19 protein-coding genes and 1 tRNA gene are annotated in these 20,621 nt (G+C 47.7%); 7 read left to right on the forward strand and 13 right to left on the reverse strand.

Annotated elements, in window-relative coordinates:
• A partial coding sequence (locus P1P86_12830; GenBank protein MDF1576065.1) for a hypothetical protein occupies positions 1 to 336 on the forward strand: 336 nt, incomplete at its 5' end.
• Between the two features lie 220 nt (positions 337 to 556).
• On the opposite strand, the gene P1P86_12835 is transcribed toward P1P86_12830, so the two are convergent.
• The 4 genes from P1P86_12835 to P1P86_12850 all read right to left on the reverse strand — a co-directional run bounded on the left by P1P86_12835 (position 557) and on the right by P1P86_12850 (position 5,383).
• Positions 557 to 630 (reverse strand) — tRNA-Arg (locus P1P86_12835).
• Positions 631 to 697: 67 nt separating this feature from the next.
• A complete protein-coding gene (locus P1P86_12840; GenBank protein ID MDF1576066.1) occupies positions 698 to 2,473 on the reverse strand; it encodes an aconitase/3-isopropylmalate dehydratase large subunit family protein in 1,776 nt (591 codons plus the stop codon).
• 49 nt (positions 2,474 to 2,522) lie between these two features.
• Positions 2,523 to 3,560 (reverse strand): aspartate--ammonia ligase, encoded by a 1,038-nt coding sequence (gene asnA, locus P1P86_12845; protein MDF1576067.1) that lies wholly within the window; start codon positions 3,558 to 3,560, stop codon positions 2,523 to 2,525.
• Between the two features lie 8 nt (positions 3,561 to 3,568).
• On the reverse strand, positions 3,569 to 5,383 hold the full coding sequence (locus P1P86_12850) for an aconitase/3-isopropylmalate dehydratase large subunit family protein (protein ID MDF1576068.1): 1,815 nt from the start codon (positions 5,381 to 5,383) through the stop codon (positions 3,569 to 3,571).
• A gap of 111 nt (positions 5,384 to 5,494) precedes the next feature.
• Between P1P86_12850 and P1P86_12855 the strand changes: the two genes are divergently transcribed.
• Entirely contained in the window at positions 5,495 to 6,712 is a 1,218-nt protein-coding gene (locus P1P86_12855; GenBank protein ID MDF1576069.1) for an MFS transporter, read from the forward strand.
• On the opposite strand, the gene P1P86_12860 is transcribed toward P1P86_12855, so the two are convergent.
• Positions 6,685 to 7,446 carry an MBL fold metallo-hydrolase gene (locus P1P86_12860; GenBank protein MDF1576070.1) on the reverse strand — a complete coding sequence of 254 codons (762 nt, stop codon included), beginning with the start codon at positions 7,444 to 7,446 and terminating at the stop codon, positions 6,685 to 6,687. The two genes, P1P86_12855 and P1P86_12860, sit on opposite strands and share 28 nt — an antisense overlap.
• Positions 7,447 to 7,517: 71 nt before the next feature.
• On the opposite strand from P1P86_12860, the gene P1P86_12865 reads away from it, so the two are divergent.
• Positions 7,518 to 8,222: an SAM-dependent methyltransferase gene (locus tag P1P86_12865; GenBank protein MDF1576071.1), complete on the forward strand. Its 705-nt coding sequence runs from the start codon at positions 7,518 to 7,520 to the stop codon at positions 8,220 to 8,222.
• 4 nt (positions 8,223 to 8,226) lie between these two features.
• Here the strand turns inward: P1P86_12865 and P1P86_12870 are convergent, their stop codons facing one another.
• The 3 genes from P1P86_12870 to P1P86_12880 all read right to left on the reverse strand — a co-directional run bounded on the left by P1P86_12870 (position 8,227) and on the right by P1P86_12880 (position 10,853).
• Positions 8,227 to 9,222 carry an FKBP-type peptidyl-prolyl cis-trans isomerase gene (locus P1P86_12870; GenBank protein ID MDF1576072.1) on the reverse strand — a complete coding sequence of 332 codons (996 nt, stop codon included), beginning with the start codon at positions 9,220 to 9,222 and terminating at the stop codon, positions 8,227 to 8,229.
• A gap of 91 nt (positions 9,223 to 9,313) precedes the next feature.
• Positions 9,314 to 9,841 carry an FKBP-type peptidyl-prolyl cis-trans isomerase gene (locus P1P86_12875; GenBank protein ID MDF1576073.1) on the reverse strand — a complete coding sequence of 176 codons (528 nt, stop codon included), beginning with the start codon at positions 9,839 to 9,841 and terminating at the stop codon, positions 9,314 to 9,316.
• The gene (locus P1P86_12880) at positions 9,834 to 10,853 is read right to left on the reverse strand and encodes a DHH family phosphoesterase (GenBank protein ID MDF1576074.1); all 1,020 of its coding nucleotides are present in this window, start codon (positions 10,851 to 10,853) and stop codon (positions 9,834 to 9,836) included. Before P1P86_12880 ends, P1P86_12875 begins: the two co-directional genes overlap by 8 nt.
• Positions 10,854 to 10,953: 100 nt before the next feature.
• Between P1P86_12880 and ndk the strand changes: the two genes are divergently transcribed.
• Entirely contained in the window at positions 10,954 to 11,373 is a 420-nt protein-coding gene (gene ndk, locus P1P86_12885; GenBank protein MDF1576075.1) for a nucleoside-diphosphate kinase, read from the forward strand.
• On the opposite strand, the gene P1P86_12890 is transcribed toward ndk, so the two are convergent.
• Complete coding sequence (locus P1P86_12890; GenBank protein MDF1576076.1) at positions 11,374 to 11,664, reverse strand: DUF721 domain-containing protein; 291 nt, start codon at positions 11,662 to 11,664, stop codon at positions 11,374 to 11,376.
• Position 11,665: 1 nt separating this feature from the next.
• Positions 11,666 to 12,778 (reverse strand): DNA replication and repair protein RecF, encoded by a 1,113-nt coding sequence (gene recF, locus P1P86_12895; protein MDF1576077.1) that lies wholly within the window; start codon positions 12,776 to 12,778, stop codon positions 11,666 to 11,668.
• Between the two features lie 95 nt (positions 12,779 to 12,873).
• On the opposite strand from recF, the gene P1P86_12900 reads away from it, so the two are divergent.
• Together P1P86_12900 and ribH are read left to right on the forward strand one after the other, a co-directional pair.
• Positions 12,874 to 13,569 carry a tetratricopeptide repeat protein gene (locus P1P86_12900; protein ID MDF1576078.1) on the forward strand — a complete coding sequence of 232 codons (696 nt, stop codon included), beginning with the start codon at positions 12,874 to 12,876 and terminating at the stop codon, positions 13,567 to 13,569.
• A gap of 25 nt (positions 13,570 to 13,594) precedes the next feature.
• Positions 13,595 to 14,089: a 6,7-dimethyl-8-ribityllumazine synthase gene (gene ribH, locus P1P86_12905; protein ID MDF1576079.1), complete on the forward strand. Its 495-nt coding sequence runs from the start codon at positions 13,595 to 13,597 to the stop codon at positions 14,087 to 14,089.
• A 75-nt stretch (positions 14,090 to 14,164) separates the two neighbouring features.
• Here ribH and yidC read toward each other — a convergent pair whose 3' ends face one another.
• The 3 genes from yidC to P1P86_12920 all read right to left on the reverse strand — a co-directional run bounded on the left by yidC (position 14,165) and on the right by P1P86_12920 (position 19,806).
• Positions 14,165 to 16,066, reverse strand: a complete 1,902-nt coding sequence (yidC, locus tag P1P86_12910; protein MDF1576080.1) for a membrane protein insertase YidC — start codon at positions 16,064 to 16,066, stop codon at positions 14,165 to 14,167.
• Positions 16,067 to 16,177: 111 nt separating this feature from the next.
• The gene (locus P1P86_12915) at positions 16,178 to 17,788 is read right to left on the reverse strand and encodes a CTP synthase (GenBank protein MDF1576081.1); all 1,611 of its coding nucleotides are present in this window, start codon (positions 17,786 to 17,788) and stop codon (positions 16,178 to 16,180) included.
• Positions 17,789 to 17,826: 38 nt separating this feature from the next.
• Positions 17,827 to 19,806, reverse strand: coding sequence for a DUF349 domain-containing protein (locus P1P86_12920; protein ID MDF1576082.1), 1,980 nt, complete (start codon positions 19,804 to 19,806; stop codon positions 17,827 to 17,829).
• 109 nt (positions 19,807 to 19,915) lie between these two features.
• Between P1P86_12920 and trmD the strand changes: the two genes are divergently transcribed.
• Entirely contained in the window at positions 19,916 to 20,602 is a 687-nt protein-coding gene (gene trmD, locus P1P86_12925; GenBank protein ID MDF1576083.1) for a tRNA (guanosine(37)-N1)-methyltransferase TrmD, read from the forward strand.
• The last annotated feature ends 19 nt before the right edge of the window (positions 20,603 to 20,621 follow it).

Raw genomic sequence — 20,621 nt, forward strand, 5'->3', positions numbered from 1 at the left:
ACATTCAGGTGCCTGAAAACAGATCTACAATTACGACCGGTTTTTCACCAGAAGGATGAACGGGTAGAATCACATATATACCTGTCCATCCTGGCTTATCAATTGGTGAACACCATAAGGCATATGACTAAAGCGAAAGGTATTACACATGACTGGAGGAATATAGTCAGGATAATGAATACCCAGACCATACAATCAATCATCCTGAATGGTGAGACAAAAAAGTTCAGCATCCGAAAACCCTCTAAACCTATTATGGAAGCTCTGGAAATATATCAGGCTACTCGAACAAAATCAATGGTTCCTGATAAGAAAAAATATGTAGTGTACCATTAATTTCTTAATCCGCTGAAATTAAGATAGATAATTTCGTAAATTACCAAGTTGGGTTAAGAAAGATTTAAATCAATTCCAAAGGTGGATTCGGTTCCGGCGCGATTATTCGACTGCTGCGCAGTCTCATGAGCTCGAAAGCTTCGCTTTCTCGGTTCGAACTGTTCTCATCGCGCCCCTAAAACAAAAATGCCACCCTAAAGAGTGGCTTTTTTGTTTTATGTGATTCCGGCGCGATTCGAACGCGCGACCCACAGCTTAGAAGGCTGTTGCTCTGTCCAACTGAGCTACGGAACCGAGTTGCTTTTCGCGATGCAAAGATATAAAAAAGAATCCTTTTCTGAAGTGGTCCCGCTAATCCGGACTATTGATTTCTGATCCAGTTGACCAGACCCTTCATTTCCAGAATCTCCAGCAATTTACCGGGTAGGGGCTCAAAACCGAATTGCTGCTTACCCACTTCTACAATACCTGCCGCAAAGTCAATGCCAACAGGGTCGCCCACCTGGTAAGCAACTACCGCTCTGGGTAAAACGATAAGCGCTAAGCCCTGGTTTACCGCAGCACGGTAAAAGATCCGGTTTACCGATTTCACGATAACGGCCTTCACTCCTTTATGGGCCAGACCCACTGCAGGATGCTCCCTGGAGCTTCCACATCCAAAATTATCTCCGCCCAGTATGATATCACCGGCTCTGAGCTCTTCTGCAAAGCCGGGGTCAAAGCCCTTGAAAAGGTGAGGGAGGATGGCTTCAGGATCAGAACTCTGGATCTCATAGGTAAGGTTACCGGCAAACATCTGGTCGGTATTCAAATTGTCGATATCTCCGTAATTCCAGACCCCGTTTTTCCTGCGCCGGTCTCCCTCCTCAATACTTATACTTCCCGGTTGTGGCTTACGGAATGGGAATTTCTCCGTTCCCTTATCTGCTATTCTCGGATCAGTAATCTTCCCATGGATTACACTCAGGGCCACAGCTGCCGGAGAGGCCAGGTATATTTCGGCGTTCTTATTCCCCATTCTGCCCAGGAAATTCCTGTTGGCCGAGGAGATTACGCGCATATGGTCGGCCGGTATGCCCTGTCCCGTTCCCAGGCAGGGCCCGCAAGAGGAACTCAGCACATTGGCCCCTGCCTCCAGGAAAATGGTGATCAGACCCTCCTCAATGGCCTGCTGATAGATTTCCCGGGATGCCGGGATTACCAGCAACTGAACCCCTGTTTTTACCTTTTTATTCTTAAGTATGGCCGCAGCCTCACGCAGATCCTCGATCCGGCCATTGGTACAGGTGCCAATCATTCCCTGGTGTATATCCAGACCGGAAACCTCGGACAGTCCCTTTACATGGTCCACATGATGGGGTGCAGCCACCAAGGGAAAAACTTCTCCAAGGTCGATCTCCAATTCTCTCTGGTAAGCAGCTCCCTCATCGGCCCATACCCCTTCCATTTCTTCTCCCAGAAAATCATTCAGAACCTGGTCGGCTGGAAATACTGCATTTTTAGCCCCCATCTCGGAGGCCAGGTTAGCCAGGGTCATCCGGTCGGAAATATTCAGGGTCCGGACCGCCTCCCCATGGTACTCAATAGACATATAATTGGCCCCGGCAGATCCCAGGATCCCGATAATCCAAAGGCTCAGGTCTTTTGCATAAACCCCCTGCTTCAGCCTGCCCGTGAGAGTGATTTTCATCGATTCGGGGACCCGGAACCAGGTCTCGCCCCTCAACCATAGTCCGGCGGCTTCAGTCCGGTCAATTCCGGCGGCCATGACATTGAAGGCTCCCGAGGTACAGGTATGGCTGTCACTCCCTAAGATCACCATTCCTGGTTTTGCATAGCGGGCCATCAGCTGGTGACAAATACCGCTCCCTGCATCGTGAAACTTTTTTACACCCTGCTCCGCCACAAAATCGCGAATGGACTGATAAGTGTTGGCCAGGGCTGCACTTGTTGGAGGAGCATTATGATCCAGCACCACTACCAGCTGATCAGGGTCAGGAAGCGTTTGTCCGCCCATTTTCTCGAAGGTCTCTCGGATGCTGCCGGTATTATCGTGGGTCAGAATCAGATCCGGGCGGTGGAAAACAATGGAACCGGCAGGGGCGCGGAAGATCTTTTCAACAAAGGTAGAGGGCATAGCTAAGCAGTTATTGGATCAGCAGGATTAACAGGATAAACCATTTCTTCTAAATAAGCTGAATACCGCAGCGGCGGCAATGATCCACCATTTCACCCGGCCAGATCGCCGACTGAACCTCTCCAATATGGGCTTTTCTCAGCAATTGCATGGCTGTGCGGGACTGCCCGATTCCCCCGCCAATGGAAGAGGGAAGCTCGTCGTTGAGAAGCCGCCTGTGAAACAGCAATTCAGCATCAGCCAGCTTGTTGGTGAGTTCCAGCTGGGTCATCAGCTCGGCCTTATTTACCCGGATTCCCATGGAAGTAAGCTCCACAGCACACTCCAGGATCTCGTTCCAGATAATAATGTCCCCGTTCATTCCCCGGTATCCGTCCACCGTTTCCGTACTCCAGTCATCATAGTCCGGGGCCCTTAAATCATGGGGTTTCCCATCTGGCAGGGTATACCCGATTCCAATGATGAAAACCGCACCGTGTTTCTCGGCTATCCTGTTCTCCCTTTCTTTAGGCGACAGGTCGGGATACATTTCAAAGAGCTGCTCCGAATGAATAAAAGTGATCTCCTCCGGCAGGACCGGTTCGAGATTGGCATGGAAAGTATGTATAAAAAACTCTGTCCTCTTAATATTCTGCCAGACCCTTATCACGGCATCCTTCAGAGTATCCAGGGTTCGCTCTTCCGGATAGATGGCCTTCTCCCAGTCCCACTGGTCCACATAGAGCGAGTGAAGATTATCCAGCTCCTCATCAGGCCTGAGGGCGTTCATATCTGTATAGACCCCGTATCCCATGGAGATATCGTAATCCCTGAGCATCATCCGTTTCCACTTGGCCAGCGACTGAACCACTTCAGCCTGCTGTCCGCGCATATCCTTGATGGGGAACACCACCGGTTTTTCATAACCGTGCAGATCATCATTCAAACCGGTACCTTTCAGCACAAAAAGCGGGGCAGTCACCCTGCGCAACCTGAAATCGGCCGAGAGTCCTGCCTCAAAATGGTCTTTCAACATCTGGAGAATTTTTTCTGTCTCCTTTAAAGTAATCAGGGATTTATACCCTTCTGGAATGATTAATCTCATAATCTTTTTTTTTAAAACAGTCCGTTATTCTGGTAAATTTCCATCTGCACTTCCGAAAATGGAGTTGACTCCAGCATGATATTTTTAGTCACATTGCGTATGGCACCCGTTTCAAAATTCAGGCTGATCACATCCCCATCTTCCAGTTCCAGGGAGGCAATGCGGTCTGAATTCATAATGGGAAATGCTGCATTTATGGCATTTCTTTCATAAATAGCTCCAAACGATTCCGCCAGCACACACCGGACATCCAGGGAGATGAAACAGTCTACGGCCTGCTGCCGCGAGCTTCCCGATCCGAAATTTTTACCTGTTACTACAATATCGCCTGGCTTCACTTTCTTCGCAAAGTCCTCATAACCCGAAAGATTTCCAAAAGTATACTGACCCATCTCCTCTATATCGGTGATGGAGAGATGCCTGTTGTGAAAGATCATATCAGTATCAATATTATCCATGGGAATATACCAGGCCCGGCCCTCAATTTCATTGGGGCGGCCGGGGGTGCCGGCCGCGCGGGCCTTCTTTTTTGTTTCGGCCCTGTGGCCGGCAGCACTCCTGAATTCCCTTTTTTCCGGAACCTCAGGTAAAGCATCCACACTGGTAATATAACCTGCAAGCGCAGATGCGGCCACGACAGAAGGAGAAGCCAGGTATACCTCCCCTTGCCCCTGTTTTCCTGGAAAGTTCCGGTTCCCGGTACTTATAGTACACTCTCCAGGCCCGTTCTGGCCCACCTGACCCGCTGCACATCCGGCACATCCCGCATTGGAGACCAGGGCCCCTGCTTCCTTCAAGACATTAAGCAAGCCCTCTTCCATGCAGGCCTGCCAGACCCTGTCCGTGGCCGGTACAATCTTCAGGACCACACCCTCTGCCAAAACTCTTCCTTTCAAAACCTCGGCCGCGGCTCTCATATCTTCAATTCTTCCGTTGGTACAACTGCCGATAAAGGCGGAATCGATCCACACCTTTTCGGCGGGCAGTTCAGCCGTATCATGGGGCTTTCCGGGAAGGGAGATCCTGGAGTTAAACCCGGAAACATCCACCTGATAGATCTTTTCATACTGGGCATCCGCATCGGCCAGCACCGGCTCCACTTTTTTCCTTGTCCTGGATTCACAATACCGGATCACTTCTTTACTGGGATTGAAAAAAATAATAATGGCCCCCATCTCTGTCGCCATTGAAGCCACGGTGATGCGTTGATCCAGAGTTAGTTTTTCAGCTGCCTCCCCCACCATTTCCACAGAACATCCCAGGAGGGTACTGGCCCCGAATTTGTCAAGGAGGTTCAGCACCATATCCTTAGCTGTCAGCCCGGAATCCATGGAGCTCTCCAGCACAATTTTTACACTTGGGGGTACCTTGAACCAGGTGGAACCCTTGTGCCAGGCGACGGCAATATCTTTATCGCCCATGCCCTGTCCAAAGGCTCCCACGGCGCCCAGGATATTGGCATGAGAATCGGTCGAAACCGCAGTAGATCCAGGATAGGAAAGGCCCTCCTCCATCAGAATATGGGTACCGATACCCTTATCAATATCATAGACCTTAATCCCCTCTTTCCGGGCAAACTGCCTGCATCTGTGCTGATTTGCAGCATATTTCTGATCCGATCCCGTAGGATTGCAGTCAAATGTGAAAAAGGTGGAAGAAGGATCATCAATGGTCAGGTGATGCTCCTCCAGATGCCTGACCACATTGGCCCCTCCAAAATCACGTGCTGCACGTGCATCTATCCTCACATCCACAATTTCTCCGGGATGCACCTGATCCCGTCCGGAATGAGCTGCAAGAATCTTCTCAATAACCGTCATACCCATATACTGCTGTTTATTTCCAAAGATAGCTACAAAGCTATTTGATTAAATATTTTCTAAAACATCTCTGTGTGATTTCACCTCTTTTTATAGTTTTACTCCAAATTCCTGCAATTGCCTGAATCGATCCATCCAAACATCATCCGGCTTTACCTGATCAAAACCGCTAAATGGTTCATGCTCTACATGCCCATTGTAGTTCCATTCTACGAAAGTAACGGCCTTTCTATGAAAGACATAATGATCCTGCAGGCCGTTTACTCCATTGCCATAGTGGTACTGGAAGTGCCTTCAGGCTATCTGGCCGATGTGATCGGGCGCAGAAAGACCTTGATCATCGGCGCAGTATTCGGCACACTTGGATTCACCACCTATTCGCTAAGCTATGGATTTATGGGATTTCTCCTTGCTGAAATCATACTGGGTTTTGGCCAGAGTTGTATTTCGGGAGCCGATTCGGCCATGTTATATGATTCATTGCTGGACAAGGGACAAGAAAAGAAATACACCCGGTTTGAAGGCAGGATCACGGCCCTGGGCAATGTAGCCGAGGCCCTGGCAGGAATTGCGGGGGGCTTTCTGGCCGGCATCACGATCAGGACCCCCTATATGGCTCAGATTTTTGTGGCATTTATAGCACTTCCTGCTGCCATTACGCTAGTGGAACCCACACGCAAAATACCACTGATCAAGGCCAGGATTGGAGAAATCCTGCAAATTACCAGGTTTGCCCTTTTTACAGACCGCCCCCTCAGGCGCAACATCCTTTTCAGCGCCATAACCGGAACTGCCACCCTGACCATGGCGTGGTTTGCTCAACCCTTCTTCGAATATACAAAGATCGATATCGCGTGGTTCGGGATACTCTGGACGACTCTGAACCTGACGGTGGCTATCACTTCTTACACGGCACACAGGCTTGAAAAAAGACTGGGACAGAAAGGTTCCATTCTGCTCATAGCCACCCTGATTCCAATGGGATATCTGGCATTGAGCAGGTTTAATCTCCCCACCGGTCTGGTGGTGCTCTATCTGTTTTACCTGGTACGGGGCTATGCCACACCCGTTCTTAAAGATTATATCAACCGGATTACTGCTTCCCATATCAGAGCCACTGTACTTTCGGTGAGAAATTTTATTATCCGCCTGCTCTTTGCATTGACCGGACCACTTCTGGGCTGGATAAAAGATGTCTATTCCCTGCCTCAGGCTCTTATGCTTGCAGGAATCATCTTCCTGATATTCAGCGGACTTACCGCTATTCTGTTTATCAGCTCAGGAAAGGAAATGAACCGGGAGAGAAACTATACTTCCAGAACCAGTCCATCATAGGCGGGCCGTATCTGCGGAGGAAGTTCCCTTTCCAGTTCCAAAGCCGGGCCCATCTGGTGAGAAATGTGGGTCAGGTAGCCCATTCGGGGACTTAATTCTTCCATTAATCTGACAGCTTCCGAAAGTGTGAAATGGGAGATATGCGGTTCCTTTCTTAAGGCATTAACCACCAGATATTTAACCCCGTATAACTTCTCCTTTTCAGCCTCGGAAATATAATTCCCATCCGTCAGGTAGGCAAAATGCCCTATGCGAAATCCCAGTACAGGAAGGCGGTAGTGCATCAAGCGGATCGGTACAATCTCCAAGTCTCCGATTTTAAAGGGATCCTTTGACAGGGCATGCATCATCACCTGGGGCACTCCAGGGTACTTTTTCTCGGCAAAAACATAAGGGAATCCATTTTTTAATGCACGCTTTACCCGGTCTTCCGCATACACATCCATGGGACTCTTCTGAATATAATTAAAGGCACGTATGTCATCCAGTCCGGCTATATGGTCGCGGTGCTCATGGGTATAAAGAACAGCATCCAGTTTAGAAACTCCTGCCCGGAGCATCTGTTGCCTGAAGTCCGGACCTGTATCGATCACCACCACCTGCCCATCCTGTTCAATAAGTACAGAGGATCGCAGGCGCTTATCATGTTCATCTTCAGACATGCAGCTGGCACATCTGCATCCGATCACCGGAACTCCCTGGGAAGTGCCGGTACCAAGAAAAGTAATTTTCAAATGCTAAGTTATTGCATGACGCTAATCACGAAGTTATAACTATTTTTATTAATTCATTCTAAATGCCGCCCATGAAAGGAGTTCTGTACCTGGTCCCAAATACCCTGGGAAATCCGGATACCGCTGTAACCATTCCCGAAGGAATCAAGGAACGGGTAAACCATATCAGCCTGTTTATTGTGGAAAATCTGCGAAACGCAAGGCGCTATTTAAAAAGCCTGAACCGGAAGATGGATATTGATTCCCTGACCTTTTTTGAACTGAATGAACATACACCGCCTGAAGATATTCCCTGTTTTCTGGATCAGGTCGAGAAGGGCCTGGATGCAGCCATCATCTCCGAAGCTGGCGTTCCTGGTGTGGCAGATCCGGGAGCGGTAGTGGTCCGGGTTGCACATGAGAGGGGAATCCGGGTGGTTCCTTTAACAGGACCCTCCTCAATTCTGCTGGCATTGATGGCTTCCGGATTGAACGGACAGTCGTTCTGTTTTCATGGCTATCTGCCGGTTAAAAGAGCGGAGCGGATCAGAAAAATCAGGGAGTTGGAGCAGTCCGTTTTACACAAGAATGAAACTCAGATGTTTATTGAAGCCCCTTACCGCAACGATGCTCTTCTGTCCGATATTCTGGAAACCTGCCACCCCTCCACACTCCTCTGTATTGCAGCTGATATTACCCTGGACTCTGAATTCATCTGTACCATGACGGCGGGCGCATGGAAAAAGAAAAAACCGGCCCTGCATAAAAGACCGGTTCTGTTTCTCATAGGAAAGTGAAAGGCTACTGCTCCTGTCCCGGATCCTCCTCATCGGTATCCGGATCCACGCTAATCACCTCCACTTCAAATACCAGGGTTTCATAAGGAGGTATAGAGACATTCCCCTTACTGGAATAGTTTCCTGTCTCCCCATAGGCAAATTTATAGGGAATAATCAGGCGACCCTTTTCTCCCTCTTTAAATCTTTCCAGTCCCAGATGCCACCCTATGATGGGAGAGGTTTCTGCTTCATAATCCCCCACTTTGAACTGGTAATAACTATCCTCCGGGGATTCATCAAAGACCCTTCCATCGGTCAGGTATCCCCTGTAGGCTACCGCTATGGTTGAATCCATCGCAACAGGAGGTCCATCCGTGGGTTCATCCACCACATAATACATGGTGATATCATTTTCCGCATTGTAAACCGTATCCACTCCCGGAATGGTATCGGTATAAGCCACTATTTTAGCCGCTTCATATTCCTCGATATCATCACCCAAAACTTCCAGAAGAATCACTTCATATTTCAAAGACCTGTATGCCCCCACGCTTCCAGCATTCTTGGAACCGTAACCCAGTTCACTGGTAAACAGGAAAGTGGCTTCTCCCCCCTCCCGCATCATTGTCAACCCTTCGGTAAATCCTTCATTGTGCAAACCATTCCTGATCTTATAGGGTCCGTACAGGGCATCATCATCCCCCAGGAAATTGTCATAGGCCACATTCTCAATGTATGTTTCGTAAACCACCTCATCAGGGATGGTATAGGCTACATGATTTACCAGAAGCCAGGCACTGTCTCCGGGCATATCGCCGGTGCCTTCCTTATTCTCGATATAATAGAGACCGCTTGGCTGACGAACAGCATCGGGATAGTTAGCCGCCATAAAGATGCTGAAAAATCGCTGTTCCTGCTCCAAAGCGTCCTGATCCTCAGTTTCCTCCGTGCAGGAAGTCAACACAAGAAGGCCTGCTGCCAATAACAGAACGGATTGTATTTTTCTTAGATTCTTCATTTTATCTTCTCCTCTTCAAACAGCTGTGCTTTATCAATTCAAACCTCACTGCATTTAAAATATTGTGCAAAATTAATATAATTAATGAACCCTAATCAACCTTCAGAACCTGCACATGATAAATCAGGACCATATTCCCGGGAATTTTTTCACGATCCCCGAAATTTCCGTGAGCCAGGTGCGGAGGAATGATAAATATGGCCTCTGCACCTTCAGACAAAAGTTGCAGGCCCTGCTCGACACCAGACTCCACTCCTCCCTTACCCACCACGATCTCTTTGGGCCGACTGACACTGGCTTCGTAACAGGGGGTGCCGTCCAGCAACATGGATTCAAAAGCATAGCGAACGCGCATATTTTCAGTAATCCGTCTCCCCTCTCCGGGGTTTTCCACCACAATCCACAGGCCCGAGGGTGTCACTTCAGCCTTCCATCCCACCCTCTCCAGGAAGGCCGATATCTGATCCTGGTGCCTTTGGTGCATATACTGATTGACCCGGATAAATTGTTCAGAAACCCGGTTGTCCGCTACCTCAGCGGGTTCCTGTACGGGTGGATCGCAGGCAGCGAGCATGAGAGCGATCATTACTACAAAGGTTTCCCTGCAAAGTCTACACATCCTTAAGTAACTTTGAATACCCCGGAAGCAAAGATTCGAATCCGGCCAGAGTCTCCTTCATGCTCAGAAAGGAGTCCCCCCCGGCCGCATTGATATGCCCCCCTCCCTGATAATGTTCCGAAGCCACCCGGTTCACAGGGAAATTGCCGCGTGACCGGAAAGATATTTTGATCCTGTCCTTTTTCTCGATAAAGAGGGCCGTAAACTTCACACCCTTTACCGAAAATGGAATATTTACAAAACCTTCTGTATCCCCCTTCCGGTGATTAAATCTTTTCAGTTCCTCATCGGTCAGGCTGATGTAGGCAGTATGAAACTGAGGAAGCACCACCATCTTTTCCTGCATGCAATAACCCTGCAGGCGAATCCGGTCTTCCGAAAAAGCATCGTATACATTGGAATAGATCCTGTCTTTCTCAATATCATACTGCATCAGTTCACCGACGATATGAAAAATCTCAGGATAGCTGCTGGCATAATTAAAATTGCCTGTATCTGTCATGATGGCCACATAAAGACAGGTGGCAATATCTTTGTCCATCAGATTTTCTTCAAATACCTCCCGGAGGAACACGTAGATCATTTCGCCAACGGATCCTCGCCAGGTTTCAGAAATTAAGATATCAGTAAAATTATGCGGGTCCTGGTGGTGATCGATCAGTACTTTTTTTGCCTGTGATTTATGAAGGTGCTCTTCTACGCCGTTAAGACGTTTCGGATCGTTAAAATCCAGACAAAAAATCAAATCCGCACTCTCCAGGATTTCAATGGCTTTCTCCCGTTTATAGGCAAAAGTGGTGGAGTATTCTATTCCGGGGAGCCAACGCAGGAAGTCGGGCAATCCATCGGGGATAACCACCTGCGCATTAATCCCCAGCTTGACCAGGGTCAGCGCCAGGGCCAGACTCGAGCCAATGGCATCTCCATCCGGATTGGCGTGGGTAAGCACTGCAACATGGGTGGACGACCCGATCCAATCACGAATGCTTGCTGCAACTCCCTCTTCTACCATAGTTCCTGCATTGTTTGAGAGACCAAAGTTAAAAAATATTGAAAGGGGCTTAACAAAGCCCAATATTATTTGTTAATATGCATTGTTAAATCTGAAATTTATGTCTGGAAACATCACATTCACCATCATCAAGCCCTATGCTGTCTCCGAAGGGCACATCGGACCGATCCTGAACAAGATTCATGCTGCCGGATTCAGAATCTCCGCCATGAGGATGCTCTGGCTGACCAGGGGAGAGGCAGAACGTTTTTACGAAGTCCATAAGGAGCGTCCCTTCTACAACGACCTGGTTGAATTCATGACCTCCGGTCCCATTGTGGTTGCAATCCTGCAAAAAGAGAATGCCGTGGCAGATTACAGGAAGTTAATCGGTGACACGGATCCCGAAAAAGCGGAAGAAGGCACCATCCGGAAGGAATTTGCAAGGAGCATGCGTGAAAATGCGGTACATGGCTCGGATTCGGATGAGAATGCAAATGTGGAAGCCTCCTTCTTTTTCTCAGGCCTGCAAAGATTCTGATTATCTGAGCACGACATCGTCAATTACATCCATTCCCGCTGCCTCATTGAGTTTTGGGATCAGAGATTCTTTGATCATACTCAACTCGTTTCTGACCACCGAGGAGTGCAGAGTCACATAAAGTTTCCGGTTTTGTATCCGGAGGGTCTTGGTTTTTTTGGCCACAGAGATACCCAGCAGATCTTTCCATGATTTCATCAGCCTGTACTCAGCAAGCCCCTTTTCCAGGCGGTTCGACTTCACAAACTGCTGAAGCAGCGTATCAATTTTCCGGACCTCTTTTCTCTCCATCTTAGCTATGCATCTCTTCCAGCCTGGCTTCAGTGTTAATCCTGAAAACCTTATGATCGGCCGGTATTTCCTGCAGGATTCCCTGCAAACGCTGCTCATTGGTATCAGTTATAAATATCTGTCCGAACTGGTTTTCTGCCACCAGGCTGATGATCTGTTTAACTCTGACAGCATCAAATTTATCAAAAATATCATCCAGAAGGAGAATAGGGGGTAAGCCTGTCAGTTTTCGGATAAACTCAAATTCGGCAAGCTTCAGCGCCACCAGAAAGGTCTTCTGCTGACCCTGGGAACCACTCTTCTTCAGACTGTGCCCCCCCAGGTCCATACCCAGATCATCTTTATGAATGCCAAAAGTGGTATACTGGATGATGCGATCCTTGTTCAGGGATGCCCTGAGGCCCTCCCTGAAGTCTTCCGTCTTCAGATGGGCCTCGTATGTAAGGTTTACCTGCTCCCGCTTACCTGAAATATAAGCGTGAAAAGAGTTAAAAACGGGCAGAAGCTCATTCACGAAGCGAATTCGCTCCTCAAAAATCGGTTCTCCGTAACGGATCAGTTGTTCGTCCCATACCTCGATCATGCCAGGATCAAAATTCCGGCTTGCAGAAAAATCTTTGAGCAGACTGTTCCGTTGGCTCAGAGCCCGGTTATACTGGATCAGGTTTTCCAGGTATACCCGGCTGTACTGAGCGATCACTCCATTCATGAATTTCCTTCGCTCCTCGCTTCCCCCGTTGATCAGGATGGCATCGGCCGGAGAGATCATAACAAGTGGGATCAGTCCGATGTGATCGGAAAGCTTGGTATACTCTTTCTGATTCCGTTTGAACTGCTTTTTTTTCTGCTTTCTGATACCGCAATAAATATTCTCCTCTTTACCCATCCTCTCAAATACACCCTGTACCACCAGAAACTCCTCCTCATACTTTACATTCTGACTATCGACAGGATTCAGATTGCTTTTGCAGAGCGACAGGTAATGGATCGCATCGAGGAGATTGGTCTTCCCAACTCCATTCTCCCCCACAAAACAGTTGATCTTTGCTGAAAGCGGGAGATCTGCCTGTTCATAATTCTTAAAATTGACCAGGGAAAGTGTTTTCAGATGCATATACAAAATTACTATTTTTGTAGCGCTACAAACGACATTTTTCCAAAAAAGGGTTACTTTTGCGGAAGTTTTTGAAAACCAACAAAATTAGAGTGATGTCGAAGAAAAAAAATGTGAAGCAGAGCGATAAGAATCTGGAAGGTATTGAACAAGCATTAACCCGTTCCGAGCAGTTCATTGAAGATAATCAGAAAACCCTCACTTTACTCCTGGGCGGTCTTATTGTTATACTGCTCATCATCATAGGCGGAAACAGGTACTATTTGAAGCCACTCAACGAGGAAGCAGCTGCCGATATGTATTACGCAGAGCGTTTTTTCGAGATGGACTCTTTCAATCTGGCTTTAAACGGCTATGGAACCTACCCTGGTTTCCTGAATGTAATGGATGATTACGGTGTCAGTAAATCGGCCAAACTTTCAAGGTATTATGCGGGTGTATGTTACCACCAGCTGGGCGATCACGAAGCTGCGATAGAGCTTTTACGGAAATTTAAAACGGATGACCTGCTTGTGGGAGCTGCTAAATACAGCACTCTGGGTGATGCCTACGTGGAGCTGGGCGACCTGCAAAACGCAATTTCTTCTTATAATAATGGCATTGACAATTACGAAAATAATTTCTCCACTCCTATTATACTGAAGAAACTGGGTATCGTTTACGAGGAGCTTGGCAAGCTGGAGGAGGCTCTGATCACCTACCGGAGGATTGAATCCAGGTATCCGGAAACTCCTGAAGGTAATGAGATCAAAAAATACATCGGAAGGGTAGAATCAAAGATGTCCCTGTAAAACAACGTTTACATTATCACCTGTAATGTCATCCAGCCTGAAGAATCTGTCCGATCATGATCCGGCTTCCGTCCCCGACGGATCGTTCATGAAGTTTGGTATTGTTGTCTCCGAATGGAATGAGGAGATTACGGCAGCACTGCTTGAAGGCACCCTGAAGACCTTGAAAAAACATGGTGTAAGAGAGGAGAATATAAGTACGAGAGCTGTCCCCGGGAGTTTTGAACTGCCCTATGGGTCCCGGATTGTGGCAGAACAATTCTCTCCTCATGCAGTCATTTGCCTGGGTTGTGTAATTCGGGGCGAAACCAGTCATTTTGATTATATCTGCCAGGGGGTCACCCAGGGAATTACCGAGTTGAATCTGGACTATGATATCCCCTTTATATTCGGGATATTGACCACAGAAAATAAACAGCAGGCCCTGGACCGGGCAGGCGGTAAGCATGGTAACAAAGGGGTTGAGGCTGCGGTTACCGCACTGAAAATGGCCGCATTAAGAAATGTTCTTTTGCACTAACTGTCTGAATACTATATAACAAAGGGACGTTTCTGGAAATGAGAAACGCCCCTTTGTTGTTTCCGTTCGCCTGTATTAGCGGCTCTTTTTCTTTGGCTGCGGTTTTCGCCCACCCAACGACTGCTGGTTCTGTTGCTGTTTCTGTATCGCTTCAAGGCGCTGTGCAAACTTCGATTTTTTGACCGGCTTATTCTGCTTTGAAGCAATTTTCCTCATGATCTTATCTTCATCGATAAACCTTTTAAAGATCAGGTTTTGCCCCAGGGTAATCACGTTGGCCAGGAAGTAATAGTAGGTCAGTCCTGCCGAGAAATTATTCAGAATAAACATAAACATCACCGGCATAATATACATCATGGTCTTCATACCCGGCATCTGACTGCTTCCTGCACCTGCCTGGTTATTATAACGCATGGAAAGCATGGTGGTCACTGTCATCAGAAGCGTGAAAAGACTTACATGGTCCCCATACATGGGGATATTCCAGGGCAGGTCCAGAATAGAATCATAGGTAGAAAGGTCATGTGCCCAAAGGAATCCCTCCTGGCGTAATTCGATGGAGGTTGGAAAGAAGCGGAACATGGCATACAGGATGGGGAACTGCAGCAACATGGGGAGACATCCGCCCATCGGGTTGGCTCCGGCCTTTTTATAAAGATCCATGGTTGCCTGCTGCTTCTTCATGGCATCCTCCTTCCTGGGGTAACGTTCGCCGATCTCATCTACCTGAGGTTTCAGTAATCGCATTACCGCCTGCGACTTAAAGGAACGGTAAGTAAGAGGGAAAAGCGCCATTTTAATGATCAGGGTCAGCAAGAGGATAATGATCCCGAAATTCACGAAATAATTATCCAGCCAGTCAAAGATCGGGATAACCACAAAGGCATTGATCCAACGGATCATGGAGCCGCCAACTGTTACCACATTTTCAAGGCCCAGGTCGCCATAACTTTTAAGCGACTTGAATTTATTTGGCCCGAGATAGAGTTGCATCCCGATAAGCTGGTCTCCGGTACGATCGTAGGGCATATCGATAGAGCTGGAATAACGGCGCACATATTTACCCGGCTCACTAAAACGCTCCTGCAACATGAAGGCCCCGTCGAAGTACTCATCGGCGACCAGGATGGTGGAGAAGAACTGATGGCTGAAGGCAATCCAGCTGATGCGGGTAGTCTCGGTTACCTCTTCCAGCTCCTTCTTGGACCGCGATTTAAAACTCTCCACATCGCCGCCATGGTACTTATAGTAAAGAGTGGTGTACATGGCCTCATTCTGGTAACCCTTCTCCTGGGAAGGCGTATAGAAATCGAAATTGAACTCCATCCTGTCGGTACGATACTGATCCAACCCTTCGAAATGCATATCAAAATCGAGCATGTAATCCTCGTCAAACAGTCTGTATATATAGGAGATGGAAGCCGTTTCAGAGACATCCATCTTCATGGTAAGCTGCTGGTAGGAACGACCCTCATCACTGGTAAGTTTCTCGATGCTTGGCCGGAAATAGAGCTCACCGGTGTTGATACCCCTATTATCTGCAAAAAACTGCAGGGCAAAGATGGTGGAGTCTCCATCGAAAAGGTAAAGTGGAAGGGAATCATGTGTCTGATACTTTTTCAGCTGAGCGGTATAGGGACGGCCCCCGAAAGTCGAGAAGGTGAGCTTCAGAATATCATTTTCAAGTACCACCTTCTCCTCCGTTCCGGATGCGGCGTTCGCAAAATCGCCAAGCTCACCGGTTAATCTCTCGATCGACAGCGAATCACTATCCACCAGGGCTCCTGTATCACCGGCTGTAATCTGAGCCTGAGCCTGGCGGCTTGCCTCCATGGCCCTTACCTGCTCAACACGGGCAATGGAATCGAGTCTCTGGCGTTCGGCCATCTGGGCCTCCCGCTGGGGTTTGGTAAAGATACTGTAGCCCACAAGAAGCAGCCCGATAATACCCAGACCTATAATTGTATTTCTGTCCATTTTCAGCTTTTAAATTCAGGCACAAAAGTAATGGTTTCACCTTGAAATCAATATAATTTCAAGGAAAATCCGCCAGATATTGGTGAATAAACAGAGGATGGGTACAAACAGTTACTTACTGTAATTAATGGCTGCCCGGATGAAAGCGATAAACAGGGGATGGGGGTTCAGTGCGGTGCTCCGGTATTCAGGGTGAAACTGTGTTCCTACGAACCAGGGATGTCCGGGTTGTTCCATGATCTCCACCAGTCCGCTCTCCGGGTTAATCCCGGTTGGGACCATCCCGTGTTCCTTAAAGGCTTCCAGGTAATGGTTATTAAACTCGTACCGGTGACGGTGTCGTTCCCTGACCAGATCCTCCTGATAGGCCAAATGCACCAGCGAATTCTTTTCAAGTGCACAGGCATAACCTCCCAGACGCATGGTTCCGCCTTTCTCCGTGACCCCTTTCTGTTCCTCCATTAAATCGATGACCGGGTGACTGGTGCGACTGTCCATCTCGGTAGAATGGGCGTCCTTATAATTCAGAACATGACGGGCAAATTCAATAATTGCACATTGCAGTCCCAGACAAATTCCCAGAAAAGGCACCTTGTTCTCCCGGGCGAAAGTCACCGATGAAATCTTACCCTCTATCCCCCTGTCTCCAAATCCCGGCGCTACCAGGATACCATCATAACCCTGTAACATTTCAGAGACATTCTGGTCAGAAATCTCCTCAGAGTGCAAGCAAACCACCACCACCTTTACCTGGTTCCTCGCCCCTGCATGGGACAATGATTCAATAATAGATTTGTAGGAATCATAAAGTTCCACGTATTTGCCAACCAGCGCGATCCTGATCTCTTTTTCAGAACTCTTTAACCTCTCAACAAAGCTTTTCCATTCCTCCAGATCGGGCGACTCCTTAGGTGTAATATGCAATTTCTTCATGACCATCACATCAAGTCCCTCCTCTTTCATCAGCAGAGGCACTTCGTAAATGGTTTTCACATCTATCGACTGAATAACCGCTTCCAGTTCCACGTTGCAGAAAAGAGCCACTTTCGATCTGAGGTCCCTGTCCAGCACGTGCTCGGAACGAAGCACCAGCACATCAGGCTGAATCCCGTTCTCCAGAAGAACCTTGACCGAATGCTGGGTGGGCTTGGTCTTCAGCTCACCGGATGCAGACAGGTAGGGAACCAGGGTCAGGTGGATAAACACAGTGTTCCCAAGCCCCAGGTCCCAGCGCAACTGCCTGACCGCTTCAATGTAGGGAAGAGATTCAATATCACCCACGGTTCCACCGATTTCGGTGATAATAATATCATACTTATTACTTTCTCCCAGCAGGGTGATCCTCCGCTTGATCTCGTCCGTAATATGCGGAATAACCTGAACGGTTTTCCCGAGATAATCACCTCTTCGCTCTTTATTGATCACCGACTGATAAATCCTGCCGGTGGTGACATTATTGGCCTGGGAAGTCTGGATATCCAGGAAACGCTCATAATGTCCCAGATCCAGGTCTGTTTCAGCACCATCGTCCGTTACATAGCACTCCCCGTGTTCGTATGGATTCAGGGTTCCCGGATCCACGTTGATATACGGGTCCAGTTTTTGAATGGTCACCTTGTATCCCCTGGCTTGCAAAAGTCGTCCCAGTGAAGCAGAAACAATACCTTTACCCAGGGAAGAGGTAACTCCTCCTGTTACGAATACATACTTTGTACTACCCAAAATGTTTCAGATTTAGTTTCGGGGATAAAAGTAAAGATTTAATTTTCATTTTCCATATCATCCAGGATACGGATTTTCTCCTCAAGAACTTCGATGCGCTTATGAGCGGCGTCAATTTTTTCCTGGAATCCCTGAATGGTCTCTTCCGAACTGTCGGATTGCTTGAAGAAGCCTATATTGTTTTCCCATAAACTCATATCATTCCGAAGCTGTTGAAGCTTGTTAAGCAGTTTATCCCTTTCAAAACTCAATTTCATTTCGGCCCTTGAAGCATTAGCAATACTGGTAATCCGGTAACGAAACCGGAACAGACTGCGCTGCGACTCGTCCATGCCGAATCTCTCCAGCAGCTTGTCCTGAGACTGCCTGAACTGATCCTTGATCCACTCCTTCTTTCCGCTTGGCACATATCCAATGGCATTAAATCTTGTCTGGAATTCACTCAGAGCCTCCAGATTCTTCTTATGGTCCTTGTGAACGGTAAATGCATCCATTTCAGCCACAATAGCCTCCTTGGCCTTCATATTCTCTTCAAAAGTGGAATCAATATCTTCGAAATACCTGGATTTTTTATGAAAGAATGTATCACACGCGGCTCTGAACCTCCTCCATAATCTGTCGGAATCCTTTCTGGGTACCGGTCCGATCTCTTTCCATCGCTTCTGAAGCTGTATCAGCTCGTTGGTTGTCTCCTTCCACTCCTGGCTTTTACTAAGTGCTTCTGCCCGCTCCGCAATCTCCAGCTTCAGCCTGAGGTTCTCCTTCTGATCCTCATAGACTGCAGCATAAAATTTGGCTTTGTTTCCAAAAAAAACATCACATGCTGTCCGAAACCTGGAATAAATGGCATTGTTGTCTTTCTTGGGAGCATATCCAATGGTCTTCCACGTTTTCTGAATTTCCAGAACCTGGTTGGTCTTATCTATCCAGTCAGCATGAGTATCATACTCCCTGGCTGCAATTTGTTCGACCTTCCCGCACAGCATCAACTTTTTATCCAGATTTTCCTGCAAAGACTCTTTCAGCCTGGAATGATATTCCTGGTGTTTTTTGTTAATTACTGAGGTGGCCTGCTTGAAGCGCTCCCAGATCTCATCTCTGTTTTCACGGGGAACGGGACCAATCTCCCTCCAGCGCGTATGATTCTTCTGGAGTAGTTTAAAGGCATGAACAATGTTGGGATCCTTATCAAGATCTTCGCTTCGCTTACAGAGCTGGATTTTGAGTTCCAGGTTTTTTTTCAGATCCAGGGCGCGAAGGTCCCGGTTAATTCGAACGTAATCGTTGAATTTTTCAACAAAATAATTGTATGAGTCCCACAGGTCCTTCAGGTTCTGATGAGGTACCACACCTGCAGAAAACCATTGTTTCTGAAGTTCCTTGAACTTTTTAAAGGTTGTATCAAAACTTTCCTGACCCTCCATCAATATCCTGAATCCTTCCAGCACCTCCTGTTTTTTCTGAAGATTCTCCTTCTTGGATTTCTCAAGCTGCCGAGTAAACTCTGCCTTCAATCCTTTGTACTTGTACAACAACTCTTTCATTTCCGTCTCCACGGGCTCCTCGGCAGGTTTAAAATCTTCCAGATTTCCGCCCTCGTCCAGAAAGTTTTTCTTCTTTTCCTCCAGCACAGCATCCACCTTTTCATAAAAAACCTGCCTGATATCTTCCACCTCTTTCCTGATGTTCCCTGTGCCGGGTTTATCCAGCTTTTCTTTCAGGAGTTTGATCAGGACCTCTTTACTTAACAGTGCGTAGTTGACCTCCTCCTCTCCGGGTTCATCATCCTCCATATTAAAATCATGATCATAAGAAGCGTTTTTCAGCTCTTCTTCGCTGTCATCGATCAGGGCTTCAGTTCTGGGTTTGCCCCTGGAAGATTTTGGGGCGGGGGTATCAGAATGATTATCTAAATCTTTCTGTATTTCCTCATCCGGAGGTTTTGGATGCCTGATTTCTGATTCTTTATTTTCACTTAAGTGCTCCTTAAGAGGGTCTTTCGATTCAGAATTTTTCATAACAGGTAGAGGATTAGTAGGTCGCCTAAGCTACAAATTAATGATTTTTCATGAAACAGGGTCCATTTCAGAAAAAAACTGTTTTATCTTCGTGTAAATGCAAAGCCACATGCGCATCGATATTATCACGGTGTTACCTCCCTTAATGGAAGGCCCCCTCAATCACTCCATTGTGAAAAGAGCCAGGGAAAAAGGGCTTGTTGAGATCCATGTTCACGATCTGAGGGACTTTTCTACTGACAAACACCGGAGAGTGGATGATTATGCCTTTGGGGGCGATGCAGGCATGGTCATGAGTATCGAGCCCATCCACAGGGCCATTACTCAACTCACTTCACAACGGGAATATGACGAAGTTATTTACACTTCTCCCGATGGAATCCGGTTCGATCAGCCGGAAGCCAACCGACTGGCCCTGACTGAAAACCTGATCATCCTGTGTGGTCACTACAAAGGGATTGATCAGCGAATCAGGGATCACCTGATAAGCCGGGAGCTCTCCATAGGGGATTATGTGCTAACCGGTGGAGAGCTTGCTGCCGCTGTAATTACTGATAGCGTCATCCGTCTTCTTCCGGGAGCCATCTCCGATGAAACCTCTGCTCTGAGCGACTCCTTTCAGGACGGTCTGCTGGCTCCTCCTATTTATACACGGCCGGCAGAATACAAAGGATGGAAGGTTCCCGAAATACTTCTGTCGGGTCATGCGGCCAGAATTGACCAATGGAAACACGAACAGTCCCTGGAACGCACCCGCAAACTAAGGCCCGACCTTCTGAAAGGACAGAAGGAGTAGTTACCGGAAACTTGCCGGA

The sequence above is a fragment of the Bacteroidales bacterium genome (genome assembly GCA_029210725.1).
In the GTDB taxonomy this organism is placed as follows: domain Bacteria; phylum Bacteroidota; class Bacteroidia; order Bacteroidales.